Genomic DNA, 23,036 nt, shown 5'->3' on the forward strand with positions numbered 1-23,036 from the left:
TCCGGGGGATCGTCGCCGCGTCCGACCCGGTGGCCGGGATCACCGGCTCCGGAGGCGGCGTGAAAAGCGCGTCAAGAAACCGCGCTCGCGCGTGATGGTCCCGTCAAAGCCCCTGTCCGTACCGCAGGACCTGGCGTTGTGATTGGCCGGCGCGGCCGGGAGGCGGTCGCGAGGACATCTTCCGCTAGGAGAGATCAGCCGTGTCTGACGTGCTGTTCGTGTTGCTGACGGTGGGGCTGTTCGCGGCTCTCGCCCTCGTGGTGAGGGGCGTGGAGAAGCTGTGAACGCCGTCAACGCCGTCGGCCTGGTGCTGGCGGTCGGCCTGGGCGTGTTCCTGGTCGTCGCCCTGCTGTTCCCGGAGCGCTTCTGATGAGCACGACGACAGCCGGCGTGCTCTTCGTCCTGTCGCTGGTGGTGGCGCTCGTCGCCGTGCACCGGCCGTTCGGCGACCACATGTACCGCGTGGTCGCCGGAACCCGGTCGTCCCGGATGGAGCGGGGAATCTACCGCCTGGTCGGGGTCAACCCGGCCGCCGAGCAGACCTGGGGCGTGTACGCCCGCTCGGTGCTGGCCTTCTCGGCCGTCTCCCTGCTGTTCCTGTACGCGTTCCAGCGCCTGCAGAACCACCTGTGGCTCTCGCTGGGCTTCGACCCGGTGGTGCCGCACGGCGCCTGGAACACCGCCGTGTCGTTCGTGACGAACACGAACTGGCAGTGGTACTCGGGTGAGTCGACGATGGGCCACCTGGTGCAGATGGCCGGTCTGGCGGTGCAGAACTTCGTCTCGGCCGCCGTCGGCATCGCCGTGGCGGTGGCGCTGGTCCGGGGCTTCGCCCGCGGCCGCACCGGCGAGCTGGGCAACTTCTGGGTCGACCTGACCCGGGTCACGCTGCGGATCCTGCTGCCGATCGCGGTGCTCGGCGCGCTCGCGCTGATGCTCGGCGGCGTGGTGCAGAACCTCTCCGGCGGCACCGACGTCACCACGCTGACCGGCGGCGCGCAGACGATCACCGGCGGGCCGGTGGCGAGCCAGGAGGTCATCAAGGAGCTGGGCACCAACGGCGGCGGCTTCTACAACGCCAACAGCGCCCATCCGTTCGAGAACCCGACCGCGTGGACGAACTGGCTGGAGATCTTCCTGATCCTGGTGATCCCGTTCAGCCTGCCCCGGGTCTTCGGCCGGATGGTCGGGCAGAAGCGGCAGGGGTACGCGATCGTCGCCGTCATGGCGATCCTGGCGCTCGCCAGCATCGCCCTCACGAACGTCTTCGAGCTGACCGGCCACGGCACGGTGCCGCAGGCGGTCGGCGCGGCGCTGGAGGGCAAGGAGGTGCGCTTCGACGTGTCGAACTCGGCCACGTTCGCGGCGGCCACCACGCTCACCTCGACCGGCGCCGTCAACTCGTTCCACGACTCGTACACCGCGTTGGGCGGCATGATGACGCTCGGGAACATGATGCTCGGCGAGGTCGCCCCCGGCGGCGTCGGCGCGGGCCTGTACGGGCTCCTGATCCTCGCGGTGATCACGGTGTTCGTGGCCGGCCTGATGGTCGGGCGCACGCCGGAATACCTGGGCAAGAAGATCGGCTCACGCGAGATCAAGTTCGCCTCGGTGTACTTCCTGATCACCCCGGCGCTGGTGCTCTGCGGCACCGCCGCCGCGTTCGCCACCGGCAACGCCTCGACAGCGCTCAACGTCGGGCCGCACGGGCTGTCCGAAGTGCTCTACGCGTTCACCTCGGCCAGCAACAACAACGGCTCCGCGTTCGCCGGCATCACAGTGAACACGCAGTGGTGGAACATCGCGCTCGGGCTCTGCATGCTGCTCGGCCGGTTCCTGCCGATCATCTTCGTGCTCGCGCTGGCCGGCTCACTCGCCCGCCAGCAACCCACACCCGCCTCCGAGGGCACCCTGCCGACCCACCGGCCGTTGTTCGTCGGCATGGTCGTCGGCGTGACTGTGGTCCTCGTCGCGCTCACCTTCCTTCCCGCGCTCGCGCTCGGCCCGCTGGCCGAAGGGCTGTGACCACCATGAGAGACAAGGACATGACCGCACCTGTGCAGACCGCCGACGCGCCGGCCCTCGGCGAGACACCGGCCCCCGGCACGCCGGGCCGCCGGGTCGGCGGCGGGCTGCTCGACCCCCGCCAGTTGATCGCGTCGCTGCCGGACGCGCTGCGCAAACTCGACCCGCGCACGCTGTGGCGCAACCCGGTGATGCTGATCGTGGAGATCGGCGCGCTGTTCACCACTGTGCTCGCGGTGGCCGACCCGTCGGTCTTCGCGGTCTCGATCACCGTCTGGCTCTGGCTCACCGTGATCTTCGCGAACCTGGCCGAGGCGGTCGCCGAGGGGCGCGGCAAGGCACAGGCCGACACGCTGCGCCGGGCCAAGCAGGACACCGTCGCCACGCGACTCGTCGGCTGGACGCCGGGCGCCGCCGCGAACGCGTACCGGGACGAGGCGGTGCCCGCGCCGCAACTGCGGCAGGGCGACGTCGTCCTGGTCGAGTCCGGGCAGGTCATCCCGGGCGACGGCGACGTGGTCGAGGGCATCGCCAGCGTCGACGAGTCGGCGATCACCGGCGAGTCCGCCCCGGTGATCCGGGAGTCCGGCGGCGACCGCAGCGCGGTCACCGGGGGCACCCGGGTGCTCTCCGACCGGATCGTCGTCCGGATCACCCAGAAGCCGGGCGAGAGCTTCATCGACCGGATGATCGCGCTGGTCGAGGGCGCCAACCGGCAGAAGACGCCGAACGAGATCGCGTTGAACATCCTGCTGGCCGCGCTGACGATCATCTTCCTGCTCGCCGTCGTCACGCTCCAGCCCATGGCGATCTTCGCGAAGGGCTACCAGGCCGCCGCGCCTGACACCGCCGCGATCACCGACTCCGGCGTCACCGGCGTCGTACTCGTGTCGCTGCTTGTCTGTCTCATCCCGACCACCATCGGCGCGCTGCTGTCCGCGATCGGCATCGCCGGCATGGACCGGCTCGTGCAGCGCAACGTGCTGGCGATGAGCGGCCGGGCGGTCGAGGCGGCCGGCGACGTCAGCACGCTGCTGCTGGACAAGACCGGCACGATCACGCTCGGCAACCGGCAGGCCGCCGAGTTCCTGCCGGTGACCGGCGTGGACGCGGCCACGCTCGCCGACGCGGCGCAACTGTCCAGCCTGGCCGACGAGACCCCCGAGGGTCGCTCGGTGGTGGTGCTGGCGAAGAACGGGTACGGGCTGCGCGAGCGCGAGCCCGGCCTCGTCCCGCACGCCACGTTCGTGCCGTTCACCGCGCAGACCCGGATGAGCGGCGTCGACCTGGACGCCGACGGCGGCGTCCGGCACGTCCGCAAGGGCGCCGCCGCCGCGGTGATGAAGTGGGTACGCGAGAACGGCGGCCACCCGACCGAGCAGGTGGGCGAGCTGGTCGACGCGATCAGCGGCAGCGGCGGCACGCCGCTCGTGGTGGCCGAGCACACCGCCGGGGAACCGGCCCGGACGCTCGGCGTCATCCACCTCAAGGACGTGGTGAAGGCCGGGATGCGGGAGCGCTTCGACGAGATGCGCCGGATGGGCATCCGGACCGTGATGATCACCGGCGACAACCCGCGTACCGCGAAGGCGATCGCCGACGAGGCGGGCGTGGACGACTTCCTCGCCGAGGCCACGCCGGAGGACAAGCTCGCACTGATCAAGAAGGAACAGGAGGGTGGCCGGCTCGTCGCGATGACCGGCGACGGCACGAACGACGCGCCCGCGCTGGCCCAGGCGGACGTCGGCGTCGCCATGAACACCGGCACGTCGGCCGCGAAGGAGGCCGGCAACATGGTCGACCTCGACTCCGACCCGACCAAGCTGATCGAGATCGTGGAGATCGGCAAGCAACTGCTGATCACCCGTGGCGCGCTGACGACGTTCAGCATCGCCAACGACATCGCGAAGTACTTCGCGATCATCCCGGCCATGTTCGCCGGCATCTACCCGTCGCTGGACCGGCTCAACATCATGCGCCTGGAAAGCCCCGAGTCGGCGATCCTCTCCGCAGTCGTCTTCAACGCGGTGGTCATCGTGGCGTTGATCCCGCTGGCGTTGCGCGGCGTGCGCTACCGCCCGGCCGGCGCCTCCACGTTGCTGCGCCGCAACCTCCTGCTCTACGGCCTCGGCGGCATCGTGGTGCCGTTCGCCGGCATCAAACTCATCGACCTGCTCGTCCAGTTCGTCCCGGGGATCTCGTGATGCGCCTTCCCAGTTGGCTCTCCCAGCACCTGGCCGCCCTGCGCGCGGTGCTCGTCTTCACCGTGCTGCTCGGCCTGGTCTATCCGCTCGCCCTGGTCGCCCTGGGCCGGCTCCCCGGCCTCGACGGCAGGGCCGACGGCTCGCTGCGCACCGTCGGCGGACGGACCGCCGGCAGCTCGCTGATCGGCCAGTCGTTCACCGACGCGGACGGCAACCCGGTCCCGCGCTACTTCCAGTCCCGCCCGTCGGCCGCCGGGGACGGCTACGACCCGACCTCGACGGCGGCGGGCAACCTCGGCCCGGAGAGCGTGGTGGACACGCTCACCGGCGACCCGGAGACCTCGGCGCAGAGCCTGCTCACCCAGGTCTGCGCCCGCAGCAAGGCGGTCGGCGAACTGGACGGCGTGGACGGGCGGCGCCCGTACTGCACGCCGGACGGGGTGGGCGCGGTGCTCGCCGTGTTTCGCGCCGACGGTCTCACCGGCCGGATCACCCGCGTGGTGAGCGTCAACCAGGCCGCACCCGCCACACCGTTCGTCACCACCTGGCAGGGCGTGCCGGTGGAGGCGGCCCGGCCCGGCCACGACTACGTGGCCGAGGGCGGCATCGTCACACCGGTACGCGGGGACGCTCCGGCCCGGCCCGCCGTGCCGGCCGACGCGGTCACCGCCAGCGGCAGCGGCCTCGACCCGCACATCTCCCCGGCGTACGCGGAGATCCAGGTGGCCCGGGTGGCGCGGGAGCGCGGCGCGGACCCGGCGGCGGTACGGCGGCTGGTCGCCGCGCACACCACCGGCCGGGCGCTGGGCTTCATGGGCGAGCCCGGCGTGAACGTGCTGGAACTCAACCTCGCGCTGGACGAGGCGTTCCCGGCGCGCTGACGGAGGCGTTAAGAAGGGCCCCCTTCACCTCGCGAGGCGTTAACAGGGGGCCCTTCCTTGCACTCAGGGAGGATGGGGGCGTGGGCAGGGGTGAACTGCGGATCTATCTCGGGGCCGCCCCGGGCGTCGGCAAGACGTACGCGATGCTGGAGGAGGCCCAGCGCCGGGCCGAGCGCGGCACCGACGTGGTGATCGGCCTGGTCGAGACGCACGGCCGCCGGCACACCGCCGAGATGATCGGCGACCTGGAGACGGTGCCGCGCCGGTCGACGACCTACCGGGGCGTCGAGTTCACCGAGATGGACCTGGACGCGGTGCTGGCCCGGCGGCCCGAGGTCGTGGTGGTGGACGAACTGGCCCACACGAACGTGCCCGGCTCCCGTCACGACAAGCGCTGGCAGGACGTGCGGGCGCTGCTCGACGCCGGGATCAGCGTGCTCTCCACCGTCAACGTGCAGCACCTGGAGTCGCTGAACGACGTGGTCGCGCAGATCACCGGCACCACCCAGCGGGAGACCGTGCCGGACCAGGTGGTGCGGGCCGCCGAGCAGGTCGAGCTGGTGGACATGACGCCGGAGGCGCTGCGCCGCCGGATGGCCCACGGCAACATCTACCGGCCCGACAGGATCGACGCCGCGCTGGGCAACTACTTCCGGGTCGGCAACCTCACCGCGCTGCGCGAACTGGCGCTGCTGTGGCTGGCCGACAAGGTCGACGAACAGCTCGACGCGTACCGCGCCCAGCAGGGCATCTCCGACACCTGGGAGGCGCGGGAACGGGTGGTCGTCGCGCTGACCGGCGGCCCGGAGGGCGAGACGCTGATCCGCCGGGCCGCCCGGATCGCCGCCCGCAGCAAGGGCGCCGACCTGCTCGCCGTGCACGTCGCGCGCAGCGACGGGCTGGCCGGCGCCGACCCGGCCCAGCTGGCCCGGCAGCGGGTGCTGGTGGAGAGTTTGAGCGGCACGTACCACCAGGTGCTCGGCACCGACATCCCGGCGGCGCTGCTCGACTTCGCCCGGGGTGTCAACGCCACCCAGCTCGTGCTCGGCGCGAGCCGCCGGGGCCGGTTCGCGCAGGTGTTCGCGCGGGGCGTGGGGGTGACCACCACCGCGCTGTCCGGCCCGATCGACGTACACCTGGTCACCCACCCGCAGGCGGGGCGCGGGCGCCGGGGCGCGGCGGTGCCCGCCGCGCTGTCCCGGCGGCGACGGCTGATCGGGTACGCGCTCGCGCTGCTCGGCATGCCGGCGCTCACGCTCCTGCTGCGGACGCTGCCCGACCTCACCCTGACCAACGACATCCTGCTGTTCCTCGCCGGTGTGGTGGGCGTGGCGCTGGTCGGCGGGCTGTGGCCCGCGCTGGTCGCCGCGCTCGGCGGCTCGCTGCTGCTCAACTGGTTCTTCACCCCGCCGTACCGGACGCTCACCATCGCCGAGGCGGACAACCTGCTCGCCCTGGGCGTGTTCGTCGGCGTCGCCATCGCGGTGAGCTGGGTGGTCGACGTGGCGGCCCGGCGTACCCGGGAGGCGGCCCGGGCCTCCGCCGACGCGCAGACCCTGGCCACCGTCGCGGGCAGCGTGCTGCGGGGCGAGCGGCCGCTGCCCGCGCTGCTGGACCGGCTGCGGGAGACGTTCGGGCTGCGCGCGGTGAGCGTGCTGGAGCTGGCCGACGAGGCGGGCGGGCGCCCGGCCCGTGCCCGGGAGGCGGACGCCTGGCGGGTGGTGGCGAGCGTCGGCGACCGGCCGCCTGGTAGCCCGAGCGCGGGCGAGACGGTGGTGCCTGTGGACGACCGGCTCAGCGTGGTGCTCGCCGGCCGGCGGCTGGAGGCGGCCGACCGGCGGGTGGTCGAGGCGTTCGCCGCGCAGGCCGCCGTCGCGCTGCGCCAGGAACGGCTGGCCGAGGAGGCCGCCACCGCCCGTCCGCTCGCCGCCGCCGACCGGATGCGGACCGCGCTGCTCGCGGCGGTCAGCCACGACCTGCGTACGCCGCTGGCGTCGGCCAAGGCGGCGGTGAGCAGCCTGCGCAGCCACGACGTCGAGTTCGACGCGGACGACCGGGAGGAACTGCTCGCCACCGCCGACGAGTCGCTGGACCGGCTGGGCCGGCTGGTGGCGAACCTGCTCGACATGAGCCGGTTGCAGGCCGGCGCGCTGGGCGTGCGCGCCACAGCGATCGGGCTGGAGGACGCCGTACCCCTGGCGCTCGACGAACTGGGTGCGGCGGCGGCCGAGGTGACCACGGACATCCCGGCCGACCTGCCGGCGGCGCTGGCCGACCCGGGCCTGCTGGAGCGGGTGCTTGTCAACATCGTGGCGAACGCGCTGCGGCACAGCCCGCCCGGGCGGCCGCCGGCGATCACCGGCAGCGCGCACGCCGGACAGGTCGAGCTGCGGGTGATCGACACCGGGCCGGGCATCCCGGCGGACCAGTGGGAGCACGTCTTCCTGCCGTTCCAGCGCCTCGGCGACCGGGACAACCAGACCGGGGTGGGTCTGGGGCTGGCGCTGTCCCGGGGACTGGCCGAGGCGATGGGTGGCAGCATCACCCCGGAGACCACGCCCGGTGGCGGTCTCACCATGGTGCTGCGGCTGCCGGCCGCCAGCCAGCCGGAGGGGCAGCGGGAATGACCCGGATCCTGGTCGTCGACGACGAGCCGCAGATCCTGCGCGCCCTGCGGATCAACCTGCGCGCCCGGGGCTACGACGTCCAGGTGGCCGACAGCGGCGCCGCCGCGCTCAAGGCCGCCGCCGGGCACCCGCCGGACCTGGTGGTGCTCGACCTCGGCCTGCCCGACCTGGACGGCACCGAGGTCATCCGGGGCCTGCGCGGCTGGACCGGTGTGCCGATCATCGTGCTCTCCGGCCGGGCCGGCAGCGAGGACAAGGTGGCCGCGCTCGACGCGGGCGCCGACGACTACGTGACGAAGCCGTTCGGGGTGGACGAACTGCTGGCCCGCATCCGCGCGGTGACCCGGCGGCTCGCCCCCGCCTCGCCCGCCGTGCCCGCGCTGCGGATCGGCCGCCACACCGTCGACCTGGCCGACCGGACCGTCACCCGGGACGACGGCGTCGAGGTCAAGCTCACCCCCACCCAGTGGGCCATGCTGGAGAAGCTGCTGCGCAACCCGGGCAAGCTGGTCAGCCAGCGCCAGTTGCTGCACGACGTGTGGGGACCGGAGTACCACCACGAGACGAACTACCTGCGGCAGTACATGGCCCAGCTGCGGCGCAAGCTGGAGGACGACCCGGCCCGGCCCCGGCACCTGATCACCGAGCCGGGCATGGGCTACCGCTACCGCCCCTGACGTTTGCGCGGGCGCCGGCGGGGGATTCGGCGAGCCGGTCGGGCGGCGGGGGAGGGGCATGGCGGACAACCGGTCCTCGGAGGGGTTCGGCCGGCAACTGGACGAGCACGCCATCGACGCCGGCGTGGCCGAACCGGAGCGCCCCGACGGGCTGGTCGACAGCGGCGTCTACGTCGGCGGCGTACGCCGGGCGTCGCCGGTCAGCCTCGCCGACACGTTCCGCTGCCTGCAACAGCTCGACGACGCGATGGCCTGGATCGGGCTGCGCCGGCCGGGCCGGGAGGAGGTGGCCACGCTTGCCGCCGAGTTCCAGCTCCCCGACCTGGCCGTCGAGGACGCGATCAACGCCCACCAGCGCCCCAAGCTGGAACGCTACGGCGACACCCTGTTCGTGGTGCTGCGCGCCGCCCGCTACCTGGACGCGCGGGACGCGGTCGAGTTCGCCGAGCTGCACCTGTTCCTCGGCCCCGGTTTCGTGATCACCGTGCGGCACGGCGGCACGCCCGACCTGGCCGGCGTACGGCGGCGGCTGGAGGCCGAGCCGGAGGTGCTCGCGCTCGGCCCGGAAGCCGTGCTCTACGCCGTGCTGGACCGGGTGGTGGACGGCTACGCGCCGGTGGTGGCCGGGCTGGAGAACGACATCGACGAGATCGAGACCGAGGTGTTCGGCGGCGACCCGAACGCCAGCCGCCGCATCTACGAGCTGAGCCGCGAGGTGATCCAGTTCCAGCGGGCCGCCCGCCCGCTGCTGAAGGTCGTGGACGAGCTCACACACGGCTTCGACAGGTACGGCACGGACGAGGAACTGCGCCGCCGGCTGCGTGACGTGGCCGACCACCTGACCCAGGTGGTGGAGCGGGTGGACGGGTTCCGGCATCTGCTCCAGAACATCCTCACCGTCAACGCCACGCTGGTGTCGCAGGCGCAGAACGAGGAGATGCGCAGCCTGACCGCGGCGAGCTTCGAGCAGAACGAGGAGATCAAACGGGTCTCCGCGTGGGCGGCGATCCTGTTCGCGCCGACCCTGATCGGCACCGTCTACGGGATGAACTTCACCCACATGCCGGAGCTGGGCTGGCGGTACGGCTACCTGTTCGCGATCGTCCTGATGCTCGCCGTCTGCGGCGCGCTCTATCTGCTGTTCAAGCGCCGGGGCTGGCTGTGATGCCGGGCCGGGCCGGGCCGGAGCACCGGTCATCGGTGATCCACTAAAGTGTCCGGGTGGCTACCCCCTGTCGTTCGCGTGCCCTCCGGCCTCGGTGCTCCGGAGCGGAACGCTGATCGGGGACACGGTTCCGGCGCCGCGCGGCGGACGCCGGACCAGCGACGGAAGACGTGGGCTGGCCGGCCACTGTGCCCGGCTCGTCGCGTCCCGGCCGTTCGAGGTGGCCATCGTGGTGCTCATCATGGCCAACGGGATCGTGCTGGGCATCGAGACGTACCCGAACCTCGGCGCCGCCGAGCCGGTGCTGCGGTGGACGGAGTGGACGTTCCGGGCGATCTTCGTCGTGGAGATCACCATCCGGGTGCTCGCGTACGGCCGCCGCCCGCAGGACTTCTTCCGGCACGGCTGGAACGTCTTCGACCTGCTGGTCACCGCGGCCATCTTCATCCCGGGCCTGCGCGGCGACTCGGCGGTGCTGCGGTTCATCCGGGTCGCCCGCGTCCTGCGTCTGGTCCGCTTCTCACCCGGTCTGCGGACCATCGTCAACGCGCTGTGGCGCAGCCTGCCCGGCGTCGCGGCCTTCCTCGCGCTCGCCGCCGTCACGCTCTACGTGTACGGCATGGCGGGCTGGCTGATCTTCGGTGACCGTTACCCCGAGCAGTACGGCGACATCGGCCGCTCGCTCGTCACGCTGTTCGTGCTGCTGTCCCTGGAGACGCTGCCGGACCTGCTGGAACAGGGTCTGGAGGTGTCGCCGTGGACGCTGCTCTACTACGTCAGCTTCGTCATGATCGCGGTGAACCTCCTGCTGAACATCCTCATCGCCGTCATCGTCAACTCGATGGAGGAGGCGCGCCGGCTGGAGATGACCGAGGGGCTGGCCCCGGACTACGACGAAGACGGCGACGGGATCCCGGACGAGGTGGACCGGATCGCGATCAGCCAGCGCCTGGACGACCTCCGCATGGTGATCGCCGAGCTGGAACGGGAACTGCGCATCGACCGGGAGGAGCCGCCGGGCGCTGCCCGCCGCCGCCAGCACTCGGACCACTGATCAGTGGCGGTCATGACAGTTCCGTGACGAAAGCGGCTTCCGGGTTTGGTCGAGTGGTTGATCTGGGCAACCAGCCAGTCGCCAACACATCCGAGGGAAGGACGGCTCTCGTGGAGGTCACGGGTTTCTTCACCGCGCTCATCATCGGTCTCATCATCGGTGCGCTCGGGCGCCTGGTGGTGCCGGGCAAGCAGAACATCCCGATCTGGCTGACCCTGCTCATCGGTGTGGTCGCCGCGATCGTCGGCACCCTGGTGGCCGGCGCGTTCGGTGTCGACGACACCGCCGGCATCGACTGGATCGAGCTGGCGCTCCAGGTCGGCTTCGCCGCCATCGGCGTCGCCATCTTCGCCGGCGCCTACGGCCGCCGTCGCCTCTGAGACCGAAGGAAGGGCCCCTTCTTAACGCATTCCGCATAAGAAGGGGCCCTTCTTAACGCGTGCGCGGCTACTCCCGCCAGCCGGTCAGCTCGACGCCCTTCGCCAGCTCCACCCGGAAGCCCAGGACGATCTCGCCGCTCTCGCCGGGCGCCAGCGACAGCCGCCAGGTCAGCTCGCCCAGCTCCGTACGCTCGGCCGGCGGCGGCGTCAGCGTGGTCTCGCGTACCATCACCGCCTCGTCCCGGGACACGGGTAGCTGATCGCGCACCTCGACCGTGGCCGCCCGGGGCGTGTGGTTCGCCACCGTGATCCGGTACTCCACCTCCCGCCGCCGCGTCGACCCGAGCGTGGCCCTGCTCTCGGTGCGCCGGGACAGCTTCCGCTCCACCCGCAGCCGGTCGTCCACCCCGAGCGCCAGCTCGGTCTCCTCGCCCGGCGCCCACGTCGTCAGCCGCGTCGCCGCCACGAAGTCCGCGCCGTGGAACACCGACGCCGGGCCGGGCAGCAGCGTGTGCTCCGACGTGTTGCGTACCGTCGCCCGCAGGTGCGCCTCGGCGGCGCGCACCGGCACGGTCACATGGTCCAGCCGGGCCGGCAGCTCCAGCACCGCGATGGTGACCCGGTGCGTGCCGCCGTCGGCGGGCACCGCCACCGGCCGGGCGGGTCGGTAGGTAGCGGCCGTCACTCCCTGCTCGACCTCGGCGACGCTCTCCCGCACCGCGGGCCGGGGCGCCGCGGCCCGCGCCGTCTCCGGACGGCCCGCCGGCGCCGCGCCGGGCGCCGGCGGCGGCACCGCGCCGCCGAACGACGCGGCCGACACGGCCATCGGCGGCTGCGGCCGGAGCCGGTCGAGATACCAGGGCGACAATTCGGGTACGCCGCTGGCCGCCGCCGGGCGGGCGGTGGAGAGCTGGAGCTCGCACTCCGGCCAGTCCTCCCCGGTGCCCTGGCTGACCAGCCCGAACCAGGTGACGGTCATGGTGTCCCCGACCAGCCGCAAGTCGTAGGAGGGCGTCCAGCGGGCGCCGTCCACCAGGTACGTCAGCTCCAGCTCCACCTCGGTGTCGTCCGCGTCCACCGAGACGGAGACGTCGGCCGCCAGTCGGTCCGGCTCCCGCTTGCCACGCGTCGCGTCCAGTTCCCGGTCGACAGCGGCCAGTTCCTCGGCCAGCTCGGTGCGCCGACGGGCCAGCCCGCGCCGCCGGGCGCGTGACTCGGCGAGCTGACCGGACACCGAGTCGGTGAAGGCCGCGACGTCGGCCGGGGCCGCGTCGCCGGCGGCCAGCGCCCGGGCGTACGTGCCACCCGCGCGCTCGGCCAGCCGGGTGAGGAACTCACCGCGCTGGTCCTCGATCGCGTCGGTGTCACCGACCTCGGCCAGCTCGTCGGCGAGTTCCCGGCGCCGCCGTTCCAGCTCGACGACCTGGGCGTCGGTGCTGCGCGCCCGCCGCCACGCGGTCACGTCCACCCCGAGCACCGTCACCGCGCCCCGGCCACCCACCCGGATCGAGTCCCGGCGCAGGCCCGGCGGGAGCGGGGCGACGCGTACCCGGTGGTCGCCGGCGGCCAGGCGGACGCCGCCGCGGCGGGTGACCCGGGCGCGGTCCGGGTAGACGGTCACGCCGACGACAGGCGCATCGATCTCCACAGTGTCCACCGCGGCGAGGGTAGTTCAGGCGCGCCCGTGCGGCGGCTACCGCAGGTGCAGCCGTTCGTCGACCGCGAGAGCCGCCAGTTCGCGCGCGGTGAACGGCAGCGGCGCGGCGGGCGTCTGCCTGTCGTACGAGCCCTGCGCGACGAAGACCACCACGCCGTCCGGGTGCCGGTAGGCGGCCCACTGGTCGAACCGGTCGTCCGCGCCGGGCCGGACCACCACGCCCACCGTCGCGTCGCCGACGGTCACCGGCTGGCACTCGCCACCCATGCGCCAGAACTCACGGGCCAGGGCGCACGGTTCGGCCGGCAGCCGGTTCCCAGGCGTGTGCACTTCGGTGAGCAGGCGTCCCTTCCACGTCCCCTTCGCCACGTCGACAGAGGCCATGTAGCTCCACACCTCGACGCCGTCGACCCGGCCGGTGAAGTCCGCCTGATGCGTCCCCGGCGTCTTCTCGCCGGTCCCGCCGGGCGTGGTCTTCTCGGCGGTGTAGCCGGCGGGCACCCCGGCGAGGAGCCGGTCGAGCAGCAGGGCGCCCTGGTCGTACCGGGTGCCCGCCCGTGCGGTGCGGTCCTCCTGCGGCAGGCCGTCGGGCCCGGTCGGCATCGGTTCGGCGCTTTTGTCCGCCGACGGCGGCGGGGCGGCCTGCGGCAGCGCGGCCGGTGGGCGACGATCGCCGCCGTCCGGGGTGGAGATGGCCACGACGCCCGCGACCGCGAGAACCGCCGTCGCCGACCCGGCGCACGCCCGGACGGCTCGCCGCCTGTTGCGCGCCCGCCGGGCGGTACGCAGCATGCCGTCGACGCTGAGTCGCGGCGCCGTGGCGACGCTGAGCATCTCGTCGCGAAGAGCCTCGCGCAGCTGTTCTCCGTTCATCGTTGCCCCTTCTCGCTCGGTGAGTGCACGGGTGACAGGAGGCCGCGCAACGTGTCGAGGCCGCGGGCGGACTGGCTCTTCACCGTTCCCGGCGAGCAGTCCAGCAGCGCCGCCACCTCGTCGATCGGCAGGTCCTCCCAGTAGCGGAGGACCAGGACGGCCCGCTGCCGGGGCGGTACGGCGGCGAGCGCCTGGAGCATCACGAGCCGGTCCTCGTGCGGACTCGCCGGCATCGGCGAATCGGCGTCGGGCGTGCCCACCCGTTCCCGCCGCCACCAGCCCCGCCGCCGTTCGTCGAGGAAGGACCGGACGATGATCTGGCGCAGGTAGGAGTCGAGCACCTCGTGCCGGGCGATCCGGTCCCAGGCCAGGTACAGCTTGGTGAACCCGGTCTGGACCAGATCCTCCGCGCGGTGCCAGTCACCGCAGAGCAGATACGCGGTGGCGCGCATGGCGTGGTGCCTCGCCGAGAAGTACTCGGCGAACGCCGTGTCGCGATCACTCATTCGGACCTCCGATCAGATTCGGGATAGTCACGTCGCTTGTGGCGCCCGAGGTTGCTCGGAAGGCGGAACAATTCGATACGTGACCGGCACCGGCGTGTCCTGCGCCACGCGGCGGGCGGCCGCCGTGACTTACCCGGACCCACGGGAGGCGATCGGAGCCGACTTCTGGCACCGTGGATGGGACCAGCCATACCGGCTAGCGTCGAGGGGGATTGGTGGAGTTCTCGCTGACGACCAGGCAGGGGCCTGTCGGCCCGGTGATCGAGGTCGCCGGTGATCTGGACATGGCCAGCGCGCCGCAGTTGCGTGACCGGTTGCTCGAGGTGGTGGAGGCCGGTGCGGGGGCGGTGGTCGTCGACCTGACCCAGGTCGGGTTCGTGGACTCCAGCGGCCTGGGCGCACTCGTGCTCGCCTACAAGAGCCTGCGGGAACGCGAGGGCTGGATGGGTCTGGCCGGCGTGCGCCAGCCGGTACGCAAGGTTTTCTCGATCACCTCGGTGGACCGCGTCATCCCACTCTTCGAGACGGTGCGAGAGGCGGAGGAGGCCTCACCGGCGGCGGTGCGCTGAGCGTCACTCGTCGGGGCTGACGCGGGCGGGGTCGGCGCCGGCGGTGGTGTTCCGTGGCCCGTGACCGTCGTGCCAGTCGATGACGAGCATCGTGGCGTCGTCGTCCAGGACCGGCCCGGCGGCTGCCAGCACCGCGTCGGACAGCGCTCGCACCGCCTCGCGGGGATGCAGGTGGGCGAGGCGGAGCAGGGCGGCGGGCAGGTCGAGGTCGGCGGCGTTGCGTTCCCGCATGCCGTCGGTGACCAGCACCAGCCGGTCGCCGGGCCGCAGGGACACGTCCCCACTGCGGAAGCCCTCCTCGGGGAACATGCCGAGAGGGAAGTTGGCCGGCAGTTCCACCGGCAGGACCCGGCCGCCGCGGACCAGCATCGGTGGGATGTGACCGGCGTTGAGCAGTTCGCACCGGCCGGTGGGTAGGTCGACGCGGCCCAGCACGGCTGTGACGTACGCGCCGCGCACGTTGGCGTGCTGGGCGATGGCCCGGTTGGCCTCCTCGGCCTGGGCGACGAGGCTGCCGCCGCGCCGCCGCGTGTTGCGCAGGCTGCCGACGCCGAGGGTGGCGGTGAGCGCGCTCGCCACGCCGTGCCCCATGGCGTCGGTGACGCTGAGGTGCAGGACGTCTCGCGCCAGGCTGTAGTCGAAAGTGTCCCCACCGACGCTGGCGGCCGGCTCCAGCCAGCCGGAGAGCGTGAAGGCGCCGGCCTCGCAGGTGAACGAGGCGGGCAGGAGCCGGCGTTGGATCTCGGCGGAGAGGCTGAACGGCGTGGTGCGCTGCCCCCACTCGAACAGGTCGGTGTGCCGGCGGTTGGCGATGACGACGAACGCCAGCGCGTGCGCCGTACGGGCGATCCGGGCGACCGCCGCGTCGTCCGGCTCGCCGGCAGGTCGATCTCCAGAAGGCCGATCGCCTCTCCCCGCTCGGTGACCGGCGCGACCACCGTCCACCGGCCGTGACCGGGGATCACCCGGGCGGTCTGCTGGCGTAGTGCCTGCTCGTAGGGCCCGCCGTCGAAGGGGAGGACCTCGGCGGCCTCCTCGTCCTGTCGACGGCCGGGACCGTCGTCAGCCGGCTGATGGGTCAGCCGGACCAGCGCGCGACCGCTGAGGTCGGCGATGAGCAGCGAGACGCTCAGTGCGTTCAGGGCTGCGGCGATGGTGGCGGTGACGGCCTCGACCGCCTCCACCGGTGCGCCGTCCTCGGCCGCCTGCAGTATGCCGGCCACTACCGCCCGTTCGCTGTTCTCCACCAGTCGAGCATATTCAGCCTGCTCGCGGGTCGCCTGGCGAGCGGGACGCCGGAGGCCGTGGCCGTCGACGCGGCTCTATTGCATAAAATTTGCAACTACAGGATGCTGGCAGCAACGGGTGGGTGCCCGGGCACGCGATGATCTGATCTTCGCCGGGGCACCCGCCCGGTTGCTGCCGGGACGACGGTCCGAAGGAGCTGCCGGTGGGGATCAGGCCCATGCCCGTACGCGTGGCGGCGGTGCTCGCCGCCGCCCTGCTCGCCGCCGCCCTGCTCGCTGCCGCCTGCTCGTCGCCGACGGCGTCGACCGGCACGAGCGGGGCCGGCACGGTGGTGGTCGCCACCGCCGGTGAGCCGGACACGCTCAATCCGGTGCTCAACTACGGGGTCGACGGCGCGTCGTTGATCTTCGACGGGCTGGTCGCCCGGGACGCCCGCAACCAACTGGTGCCGGCGTTGGCCCGCGAGCTGCCCACCGTCTCCGCGGACGGGCGGACGGTCACCGCGAAGCTGCGCGAGGGCGTGCTGTTCCACGACGGGAGCCCGTTGACCGCCCAGGACGTGGTGTTCACCTACCAGGCGGTGCTGGACCCCGCTGTCGACTCGACGCTGCGCTCCGACCTCGACATGCTCGCCTCCGTCGCCGCGCCCGACCCGGCGACTGTGGTGTTCACCCTGAAGTACGCCTACGCGCCGTTCCCGCAACGGCTGGCGCTGGGGATCGTCCCGGCGAAGGCGTTCGCCGGACAGGACGTCAACAAAGCCGCCTTCAACCGCAAGCCGGTCGGCACCGGCCCGTACCGGTTCACGTCCTGGACCCCCGGCGACCGGCTCGTGCTTGCGGCGAACGAGGCGTACTGGGACGGCAAGCCGGCGAACTCCGGCGTGGTGGTGGCGTTCGTCGCCGACGACAACGTCCGGGCCCAGCGGACGCGGGCCGGTGAGTTCGACGCGGCGGAGCTGGCGCCGAAGCTCGCCTCCGGCTTCGAGAGCCGCGACGGCTACCGGGTGCACAAGGTGCCGACCGCCGACTACCGGGGCGTCATGCTGCCGATGGGCAACCCGGTCACCGCCGACCTGGCGATCCGGCGGGCGCTGAACGTCGCGGTGGACCGGCAGGCCATGGTGACCGGTGTGCTCGGCGGCGCCGGGGAGCCCGCGTTCGGGCCGGTGCCGCCCACGTCGGAATACGCCGAGCCGTCGATCGTCGGCAAGCCGGCCGCCGACACCGCCGCGGCGACCGCCGCGCTGGACGCCGCCGGGTGGAAGCCCGGCCCGGACGGCATCCGCGTCAAGGACGGGCGGCAGGCCGCGTTCACGATCCTGTACCCGGCCACCGACAGCCTGCGCAAGGAACTGGCCCTGGCCGTCGTCGCCGACGCGAAGAAGGTCGGCATCACTGTCACGCCGGAGGGCCTGACCTGGGACGCGATCACCCCGCGGATGAAGACGGACGCGCTGATCATGGGCTACGGCACGCCGTACGACCCGGACTTCGTCTCCTACAAGCTGTTCAGCTCGGCCTTCGCCGGGCAGGGCTTCTTCAACCCCGGCTCGTACCGCTCGGCGGTCACCGACGCCGCGTTGCAGGCCGGCCGGGACAACGCCGACCCGGCCGCCCGCAAGGCCGCGTACGCCACGTTCCAGAAGCAGCTCGCCGCCGACGTGCCGTGGGTGTTCCTCACCTACCTCCAGCACACCTACGTGCTGAAGGACTCCGTGACCGGGGTGACGCCGCGGGTCGAGCCGCACGAGCACGACGTCGCCAACAGCATCTGGTGGAACGTGCACACCTGGACGAAGAAGTCGTGACCGGCCGGCGGCGGCTGGCCGGGGCAGGCGTCGTGGTCCGGCGCCGGCTGCTGGTCGCAGTACCGGTGCTGGCCGCGACAAGCATGGGCATGTTCGCCCTCGGCGCCGCCTCCCCGATCGACCCGGCCCAGCAGTACGCGGGCGCGGCGGCGTTCACCACCAGCGAGGAGAACCTGGCGCAGATCCGCGCCAACTGGGGCGTCGACGACCCGCTGCCGGTGCGGTACGCCCGCTGGGTCGGCAACCTGCTGCGTGGCGACCTGGGCTGGTCGACCAGCCGGCACGAACCGGTCACGTCCGTGCTCGCGTCCCGGGCCGGCTGGACGCTGCTGCTCGTCGGCACCGCGCTGGCCCTGGTGCTGGTGGCGAGCGTGCTGCTGGGCACGCTGGCCGCGTACCGGCGGGGTGGCTGGTTCGACAGGGCGCTGCGCGCCGTCGCGTACGCGGTGCAGTCCATGCCGGTGTTCTGGATCGGTCTCGCGGCCATCGCCGTGTTCGCCCTCACCCTCGGCTGGTTGCCCGCCGGGGGGCTCACCGACATCACCGCCACCGGCACCGACCCGGCCGACGTGGCCCGGCACCTGGTGCTGCCGGTGACAGTGCTGGCGATCTCCCAGGCCCCGTGGTTCGTGCTGTTCGTCCGAGACGCGGTCGCCGAGAGCCTGCGCGACGACCACGTCCTGGCCGCCCGCGCCCGAGGGCTGCCCGGCCGGGTCGTCCTGTTCGGACACGCGCTGCGTACCGCGCTGCTGCCGTTCCTCACCCTGGTCGGCACGCACCTGCCCGAACTCGTCGGCGGCGCGGTCCTGGTGGAGACCGTGTTCTCCCTGCCCGGGCTCGGCGCGGTCACCGTCGAGGCGGCGCTGGGCGCCGACTTCCCGCTGCTCGCGGCCACGACGCTGGCCACCGCCGTCGTGGTGCTGACCGCGAATCTGCTCACCGACCTCGCCTACGCCGCCGCCGACCCCCGGGTACGCCTCGATGACTGACCTCGCCCTCCCCGCGCGCGTCCGGCGCCTGCGCCGTCCCGGCAGCGTGGGCACGACAGTCGCCGTCGTCATGCTCGCCGGTGTCGTGGCCGCCGCGCTGCTCGCCCCGGTCCTGTGGCCGCTGGACCAGAGCGCCGTCGACCTCTCCCGTACCCGGCTCGCGCCCTCGCCGGAGCACCTGGCCGGCACCGACGACCTCGGCCGCGACGTGGCTGTGCGCAGCCTCTACGGCCTGCGCGTCTCGCTGCTCGTCGGCGCGGTCGCGGCGCTCGTCGCCGCCGTCATCGGCGGCCTGGTCGGCGCGCTCGCCGGCAGCGTCGGCGGCTGGGTCGACAGGGCGCTCATGCGCGTCGTGGACACCGTCGCCGCGCTGCCGCACCTGCTGCTGGGCATCTTCATCGTGGCGATGCTGCGTCCCAGCCTGGGTGCGGTGATCGCGTCCATCGCGCTGACGCACTGGCTGTCCACCGCCCGGATCGTCCGCTCCGAGCTGCTCAGCCTGCGTAACCGGCCGTTCGTGGACGCCGCGATCTCCGGCGGCGCGAGCCGGGCCCGGGTGCTCACCCGGCACCTGCTGCCGCACGTGCTGCCGCGCCTGGCGCTGGCGACCACGCTCATGGTGCCGCACGCCGTCTGGCACGAGACCGCGCTGTCCTTCCTCGGCCTCGGCCTGCCGCCGCACCTGGCCTCGATCGGCAACATGATCAACGACGGGCAGCGGTCGCTGCTCACCGGCGCCTGGTGGGCCAGCATCGTCCCCGGCCTCCTGCTCGTGGCGGCCACGCTGGCGCTCGCCGCGCTCACCGGCCGCTGGCGCGACCGCCTCGACCCGCGCGTACGGGCGGAGCTGCACCTGTGACCGCCCCGGCGCTGCTGACCGTTGACGGGCTGACCGTCCGCTTCCGGCTGCGGGACGCCGTCGTGCACGCCGTCACCGACCTGAGCCTCACGCTGCGGCCCGGCGAGCTGCTTGCCGTGGTCGGCGAGTCCGGGTGCGGCAAGTCCGTCCTCGCGCACGCCCTGCTCGGCCTGCTGCCGCGCAACGCCACAGTCACCGGGCGGGCCGACCTGCGCGCGCCGGGCCGGGACGAGGTCGATCTGATCGGCGTCGGGGAACGGCACCTAGCCCGGCACGTACGCGGCCGGGCCGTCGGCCTCGTCCCGCAGAGCCCCGCCACCGCGCTCACCCCGGTGCGGACCGGCCGGAAGCTGCTGGCGGAGACGCTGCGCGCGCACGGGCACACCCGCCGCGACGCGCCCGCCGCCGCCGACCGGATCGCCGCCGACGTCGGTCTCGACCCGGCCGCCCTCGACCGGTACCCGCACGAGCTGTCCGGCGGCATGGCGCAGCGGCTCGCCACCGCGCTCGCCCTCGCGCCCGACCCGCCGGTGCTGCTCGCCGACGAACCCACCACCGGCCTCGACCGGCCGCTCGTCGACCACACCCTCGACCTGCTGCGCCGCCGCTGCGACACCGGCGCCGCCGTCCTGCTCATCACGCACGACCTGGCCGCCGCGCGCCGCGTCGCGGACACCGTCGCGGTGATGTACGCCAGCCGCATCGTCGAACACCGCCCCGCCGAGGCGTTGTTCGACGACCCGGCCCACCCGTACACCGCCGGGCTGCTCGACGCCCTGCCCGACCGCGCCTTCGTTCCGGTGCCGGGCCACCCGCCCGCGCTCACCGACCTGCCCGGCGGCTGCGCCTTCGCCCCGCGCTGCGCCCGCGCCACCGACACCTGCGCGACGCTGCCCCGTCTCGCCGCCGACGGCGCGGGCCGGGTCGCCTGCCACCACCCGCTTCGCGAGGAGGTACCGGCATGACGGTCACGGTTCCGGACGCCACCGACGCCGCCGCCCGGGGCGCCGCGCCGGCCGGCGGGCTCGCCGCGCACCAGGTCTGCGTCGCGTACGGCGGGCAGCGCGTCCTCGACCGGGTAGACCTGCACATCGCCCCCGGTGAGACGGTCGGGCTGCGCGGGCCGTCGGGCAGCGGCAAGTCCACGCTCGCCCGCGTCCTCGCGCTGCTGCACGCCCCGGACAGCGGGCACGTCACGATCGACGGGCAACCGCTCGACGGTGTCCGCCATCGCCTGCCGGCGCAAGTGCGCACCCGCGTGGCGATCCTGTTCCAGAGCCCGCGCGCCGCCACCGACCCGCGATTGAGCCTCGCCGACATCGTCGCCGAGCCGCTACGCGCCACCGGCACACCGCGCGAGCGGGCGGCCGCCCGTACGGCGGAGCTGGCCGAGCTGGTCGGACTCACCGCCGACCTGCTGACCCGCCGCCCGCACGCGGTCAGCGACGGGCAACTGCAACGCGCCTGCCTGGCCCGTGCCCTGGTGCACCGGCCGGACTACCTGCTCTGCGACGAGGCCACCGCGATGCTCGACGCCTCCACCCAGGCACACGTCGCCGCCGTCATCGGCGACTACCAGCGCCGGCAGGGCGCCGGGGTCCTGGTCATCACCCACGACCCGGCGCTGATGGCCCGCTGGGCCACCCGGGTGGTGGACCTGCCGGCGGCGTGACGTCGCGTCACTCCTCGACGGGTCGGCGTACGGCGCCCACCGCCCCGGCGACGACGGCCCCGAATCCGATCGCCATGAGCGGCATCCCCATCTCGAAGGGCAGTTCACCGACCCAGTCGATGCTGTCGCGCTCCGGCAGCGCGTCCAGGCTCACCGCGACCACGGCACCGGCGAGGAACATCCCGGCCACCGCCGCGCCGACCGCGAGCTTGGCGCACGCCACGCTCCGGCCGGCCCAGAGTCCGGCGAGGACGGCGATCGCCAGGGACACCACGACCAGCCAGGTCCAGCCGCCCTCGGCCTCCAGGTAGGTCCAGCCCGAGTACGACCACTGGTGGAGGCGGCTGGCGCGGAACCAGGGGATCAGGTAGCCGAGCAGCGCGGTGGCGCTGCCGACCAGGAGCAGCAGGTCGGGGGCCGGGCGGTACCAGCGAGGGGAGTCGTCCATGCGTCCGGAAGGTAGCAGCCACCCTGATCCACTCGCACGGGTGGCGGTTCCGGGCCGCGCGCGGTCGCACGCGGCCCGGAGTGGTCAGCACCAGCCGTTTATCGGCCCGTTGACGCCGGTGGAGAGGTAGGCGTCGGACACCCAGCTGCCGTCGCTGAGCCGGTCCCACAGCGCTGTGGTGCCGTACCGGCCGGTGTGCGAGGTGCCGTTGGCGGAGCAGGCGATGGTCACTGTGGCGCCGTCGGCGACCGACCCGAGGGCGCCGTACCCCGTTCCGGGACCGGACCGCCGGGTCAGCGTGCCGCCGCCGTTGGCGTCGACGACTCCCTGGTTGAGCCCGAGCGCGCCGTAGTTGTAGAGGGCGCCGCCCACGCCGGCGAAGGCGGACCCGTGCCGGGCGCCACCCTGGTACTCACCGGCGCCGTTGGCGATGTCCCACTTCCCGATGCCGTGACCGGCGATCGGGACGTAGGCCGAGTTCTGCCGCAGCCCGAAGTGCACGTGCCGGCCGGTGGCGGAGCCGCCGCAGGTGACGTCGGTGCCGGTGTAGCCGAGGTACGCGCCCTGCGCGACGGCGGCGCCGTTGACGGAGATGCTGCTCCACAGGTGGTAGTAGTCGGTCGAGTACCCCCGGTCGTGGATGACCCGGATCCACCCGGTGCACATCGTGTACGCGGTTCCGCCCCGCGCGGCTCGGACCACCTGGTCGCCGCCGGAGAGGTCGATCGAACTCCACGGCGCGCCGCCGCCCCAGCCGTGCGGCCCGCCGGTGAGCGTCCACGTCTGCCCGACCGCGAACGGCAGCGCCATTCCGGTCCGGAAGTCGCTCCCGGCGTACATTGGGGTGACGGGCGTGCGGAACACCGCCTTCTCGTCCTGGCTCACCAGCGGTGACGCGGCGGCCAGGTCACCGAACGCGGCCTCGCCGTCGAAGGCGACGGTCCAGCCCTTGGCGCCGGCCCGCGCGAGGAAGACCGACCCGGTGGGGTGCGCGTCGGCGGACCGGTCCGCCAGCAGCACTGCGGTGCCGAACGCCCACCCGCCGTTCGCCCGGGTGACGGTGACCCGGGTCCGCTGCGGCCCGGCGGTCCGGGCGGTGGCGTCGGCCTGGCCGAGGAGTTTGGCGGTCACCGCGTCGGTGACGGGTGCCGGTGCCGGGCGGGGTGCGGCCGAGGCCGGCGCCGGCGCCACGGTCCAGGCGCCGATCGCCGCCAGAGTGAAGGAGAGCACGAGCCGTCGCATGGGGCCTCCTATCGACAAGCATCACTGAATGGCGAGGCTATCGAAGGGTGTGAAAATTGTCTACGACTCACGCGTGCTCCGATGAAGGATCTGTGCGCCGGGACGGTGCCCGGAACGGATCGCGGACGAAGGCGGCGCACCCGCGGGTTG

21 protein-coding genes are annotated in these 23,036 nt (G+C 73.2%); 15 read left to right on the forward strand and 6 right to left on the reverse strand.

Translation table 11 applies throughout. From position 1 onward, the window contains the following. The first annotated feature begins 280 nt into the window (after positions 1–280). The 9 genes from kdpF to ACGFIA_RS11020 all read left to right on the forward strand — a co-directional run bounded on the left by kdpF (position 281) and on the right by ACGFIA_RS11020 (position 11,013). Positions 281–370: a K(+)-transporting ATPase subunit F gene (gene kdpF, locus ACGFIA_RS10980; RefSeq protein WP_393259637.1), complete on the forward strand. Its 90-nt coding sequence runs from the start codon at positions 281–283 to the stop codon at positions 368–370. After that, complete coding sequence (gene kdpA / locus ACGFIA_RS10985; RefSeq protein WP_393259639.1) at positions 370–2,025, forward strand: potassium-transporting ATPase subunit KdpA; 1,656 nt, start codon at positions 370–372, stop codon at positions 2,023–2,025. Before kdpF ends, kdpA begins: the two co-directional genes overlap by 1 nt. Positions 2,026–2,045: 20 nt before the next feature. Then, on the forward strand, positions 2,046–4,229 hold the full coding sequence (gene kdpB, locus ACGFIA_RS10990; protein ID WP_393259641.1) for a potassium-transporting ATPase subunit KdpB: 2,184 nt from the start codon (positions 2,046–2,048) through the stop codon (positions 4,227–4,229). Beyond that, the gene (locus ACGFIA_RS10995) at positions 4,229–5,110 is read left to right on the forward strand and encodes a potassium-transporting ATPase subunit C (protein ID WP_393259643.1); all 882 of its coding nucleotides are present in this window, start codon (positions 4,229–4,231) and stop codon (positions 5,108–5,110) included. The genes kdpB and ACGFIA_RS10995 overlap by 1 nt, the downstream gene beginning before the upstream one ends. An 80-nt stretch (positions 5,111–5,190) precedes the next feature. After that, on the forward strand, positions 5,191–7,737 hold the full coding sequence (locus ACGFIA_RS11000; RefSeq protein WP_393259645.1) for a DUF4118 domain-containing protein: 2,547 nt from the start codon (positions 5,191–5,193) through the stop codon (positions 7,735–7,737). Continuing rightward, positions 7,734–8,414 (forward strand): response regulator, encoded by a 681-nt coding sequence (locus ACGFIA_RS11005; protein WP_357383317.1) that lies wholly within the window; start codon positions 7,734–7,736, stop codon positions 8,412–8,414. Before ACGFIA_RS11000 ends, ACGFIA_RS11005 begins: the two co-directional genes overlap by 4 nt. A gap of 58 nt (positions 8,415–8,472) precedes the next feature. Further along, complete coding sequence (locus ACGFIA_RS11010) at positions 8,473–9,579, forward strand: magnesium and cobalt transport protein CorA (RefSeq protein WP_357383319.1); 1,107 nt, start codon at positions 8,473–8,475, stop codon at positions 9,577–9,579. 94 nt (positions 9,580–9,673) lie between these two features. Continuing rightward, entirely contained in the window at positions 9,674–10,633 is a 960-nt protein-coding gene (locus ACGFIA_RS11015; protein ID WP_357383321.1) for an ion transporter, read from the forward strand. A 110-nt stretch (positions 10,634–10,743) separates the two neighbouring features. After that, complete coding sequence (locus ACGFIA_RS11020; RefSeq protein ID WP_357383323.1) at positions 10,744–11,013, forward strand: GlsB/YeaQ/YmgE family stress response membrane protein; 270 nt, start codon at positions 10,744–10,746, stop codon at positions 11,011–11,013. Between the two features lie 67 nt (positions 11,014–11,080). Here ACGFIA_RS11020 and ACGFIA_RS11025 read toward each other — a convergent pair whose 3' ends face one another. The 3 genes from ACGFIA_RS11025 to ACGFIA_RS11035 are packed head-to-tail and all read right to left on the reverse strand — an operon-like array spanning position 11,081 to position 14,049. Continuing rightward, positions 11,081–12,670, reverse strand: a complete 1,590-nt coding sequence (locus ACGFIA_RS11025) for a DUF4139 domain-containing protein (RefSeq protein WP_393259648.1) — start codon at positions 12,668–12,670, stop codon at positions 11,081–11,083. A 36-nt stretch (positions 12,671–12,706) separates the two neighbouring features. After that, entirely contained in the window at positions 12,707–13,543 is an 837-nt protein-coding gene (locus ACGFIA_RS11030) for a hypothetical protein (protein WP_357479532.1), read from the reverse strand. Further along, positions 13,540–14,049, reverse strand: coding sequence for a SigE family RNA polymerase sigma factor (locus tag ACGFIA_RS11035; RefSeq protein WP_393259650.1), 510 nt, complete (start codon positions 14,047–14,049; stop codon positions 13,540–13,542). Before ACGFIA_RS11035 ends, ACGFIA_RS11030 begins: the two co-directional genes overlap by 4 nt. A 215-nt stretch (positions 14,050–14,264) precedes the next feature. Between ACGFIA_RS11035 and ACGFIA_RS11040 the strand changes: the two genes are divergently transcribed. Further along, positions 14,265–14,618, forward strand: coding sequence for an STAS domain-containing protein (locus ACGFIA_RS11040; protein ID WP_393259652.1), 354 nt, complete (start codon positions 14,265–14,267; stop codon positions 14,616–14,618). Positions 14,619–14,621: 3 nt separating this feature from the next. Here ACGFIA_RS11040 and ACGFIA_RS11045 read toward each other — a convergent pair whose 3' ends face one another. Continuing rightward, entirely contained in the window at positions 14,622–15,563 is a 942-nt protein-coding gene (locus tag ACGFIA_RS11045) for a PP2C family protein-serine/threonine phosphatase (protein WP_393259654.1), read from the reverse strand. Positions 15,564–16,068: 505 nt separating this feature from the next. On the opposite strand from ACGFIA_RS11045, the gene ACGFIA_RS11050 reads away from it, so the two are divergent. From ACGFIA_RS11050 to ACGFIA_RS11070, 5 genes are read left to right on the forward strand one after another with little or no spacing between them, the layout of a single operon-like run. Next, complete coding sequence (locus tag ACGFIA_RS11050; RefSeq protein ID WP_393259656.1) at positions 16,069–17,676, forward strand: ABC transporter substrate-binding protein; 1,608 nt, start codon at positions 16,069–16,071, stop codon at positions 17,674–17,676. Continuing rightward, positions 17,643–18,665 carry an ABC transporter permease gene (locus ACGFIA_RS11055; protein ID WP_357479527.1) on the forward strand — a complete coding sequence of 341 codons (1,023 nt, stop codon included), beginning with the start codon at positions 17,643–17,645 and terminating at the stop codon, positions 18,663–18,665. The genes ACGFIA_RS11050 and ACGFIA_RS11055 overlap by 34 nt, the downstream gene beginning before the upstream one ends. Next, positions 18,658–19,524, forward strand: coding sequence for an ABC transporter permease (locus ACGFIA_RS11060; protein ID WP_357383337.1), 867 nt, complete (start codon positions 18,658–18,660; stop codon positions 19,522–19,524). Before ACGFIA_RS11055 ends, ACGFIA_RS11060 begins: the two co-directional genes overlap by 8 nt. Beyond that, on the forward strand, positions 19,521–20,489 hold the full coding sequence (locus tag ACGFIA_RS11065; RefSeq protein WP_357383339.1) for an ABC transporter ATP-binding protein: 969 nt from the start codon (positions 19,521–19,523) through the stop codon (positions 20,487–20,489). The genes ACGFIA_RS11060 and ACGFIA_RS11065 overlap by 4 nt, the downstream gene beginning before the upstream one ends. Further along, positions 20,486–21,196, forward strand: a complete 711-nt coding sequence (locus tag ACGFIA_RS11070) for a dipeptide/oligopeptide/nickel ABC transporter ATP-binding protein (RefSeq protein WP_357383341.1) — start codon at positions 20,486–20,488, stop codon at positions 21,194–21,196. Before ACGFIA_RS11065 ends, ACGFIA_RS11070 begins: the two co-directional genes overlap by 4 nt. A 7-nt stretch (positions 21,197–21,203) precedes the next feature. Here the strand turns inward: ACGFIA_RS11070 and ACGFIA_RS11075 are convergent, their stop codons facing one another. Both ACGFIA_RS11075 and ACGFIA_RS11080 read right to left on the reverse strand, forming a co-directional pair. Beyond that, entirely contained in the window at positions 21,204–21,644 is a 441-nt protein-coding gene (locus tag ACGFIA_RS11075; protein WP_357383343.1) for a hypothetical protein, read from the reverse strand. Positions 21,645–21,728: 84 nt separating this feature from the next. Continuing rightward, a complete protein-coding gene (locus ACGFIA_RS11080) occupies positions 21,729–22,886 on the reverse strand; it encodes a peptidoglycan DD-metalloendopeptidase family protein (RefSeq protein ID WP_357469949.1) in 1,158 nt (385 codons plus the stop codon). Positions 22,887–23,036 lie beyond the last annotated feature (150 nt).

Origin of the sequence: Micromonospora sp. NPDC049203, from assembly GCF_043197215.1 — a bacterium.
Taxonomy (GTDB): Bacteria; Actinomycetota; Actinomycetes; order Mycobacteriales; family Micromonosporaceae; genus Micromonospora.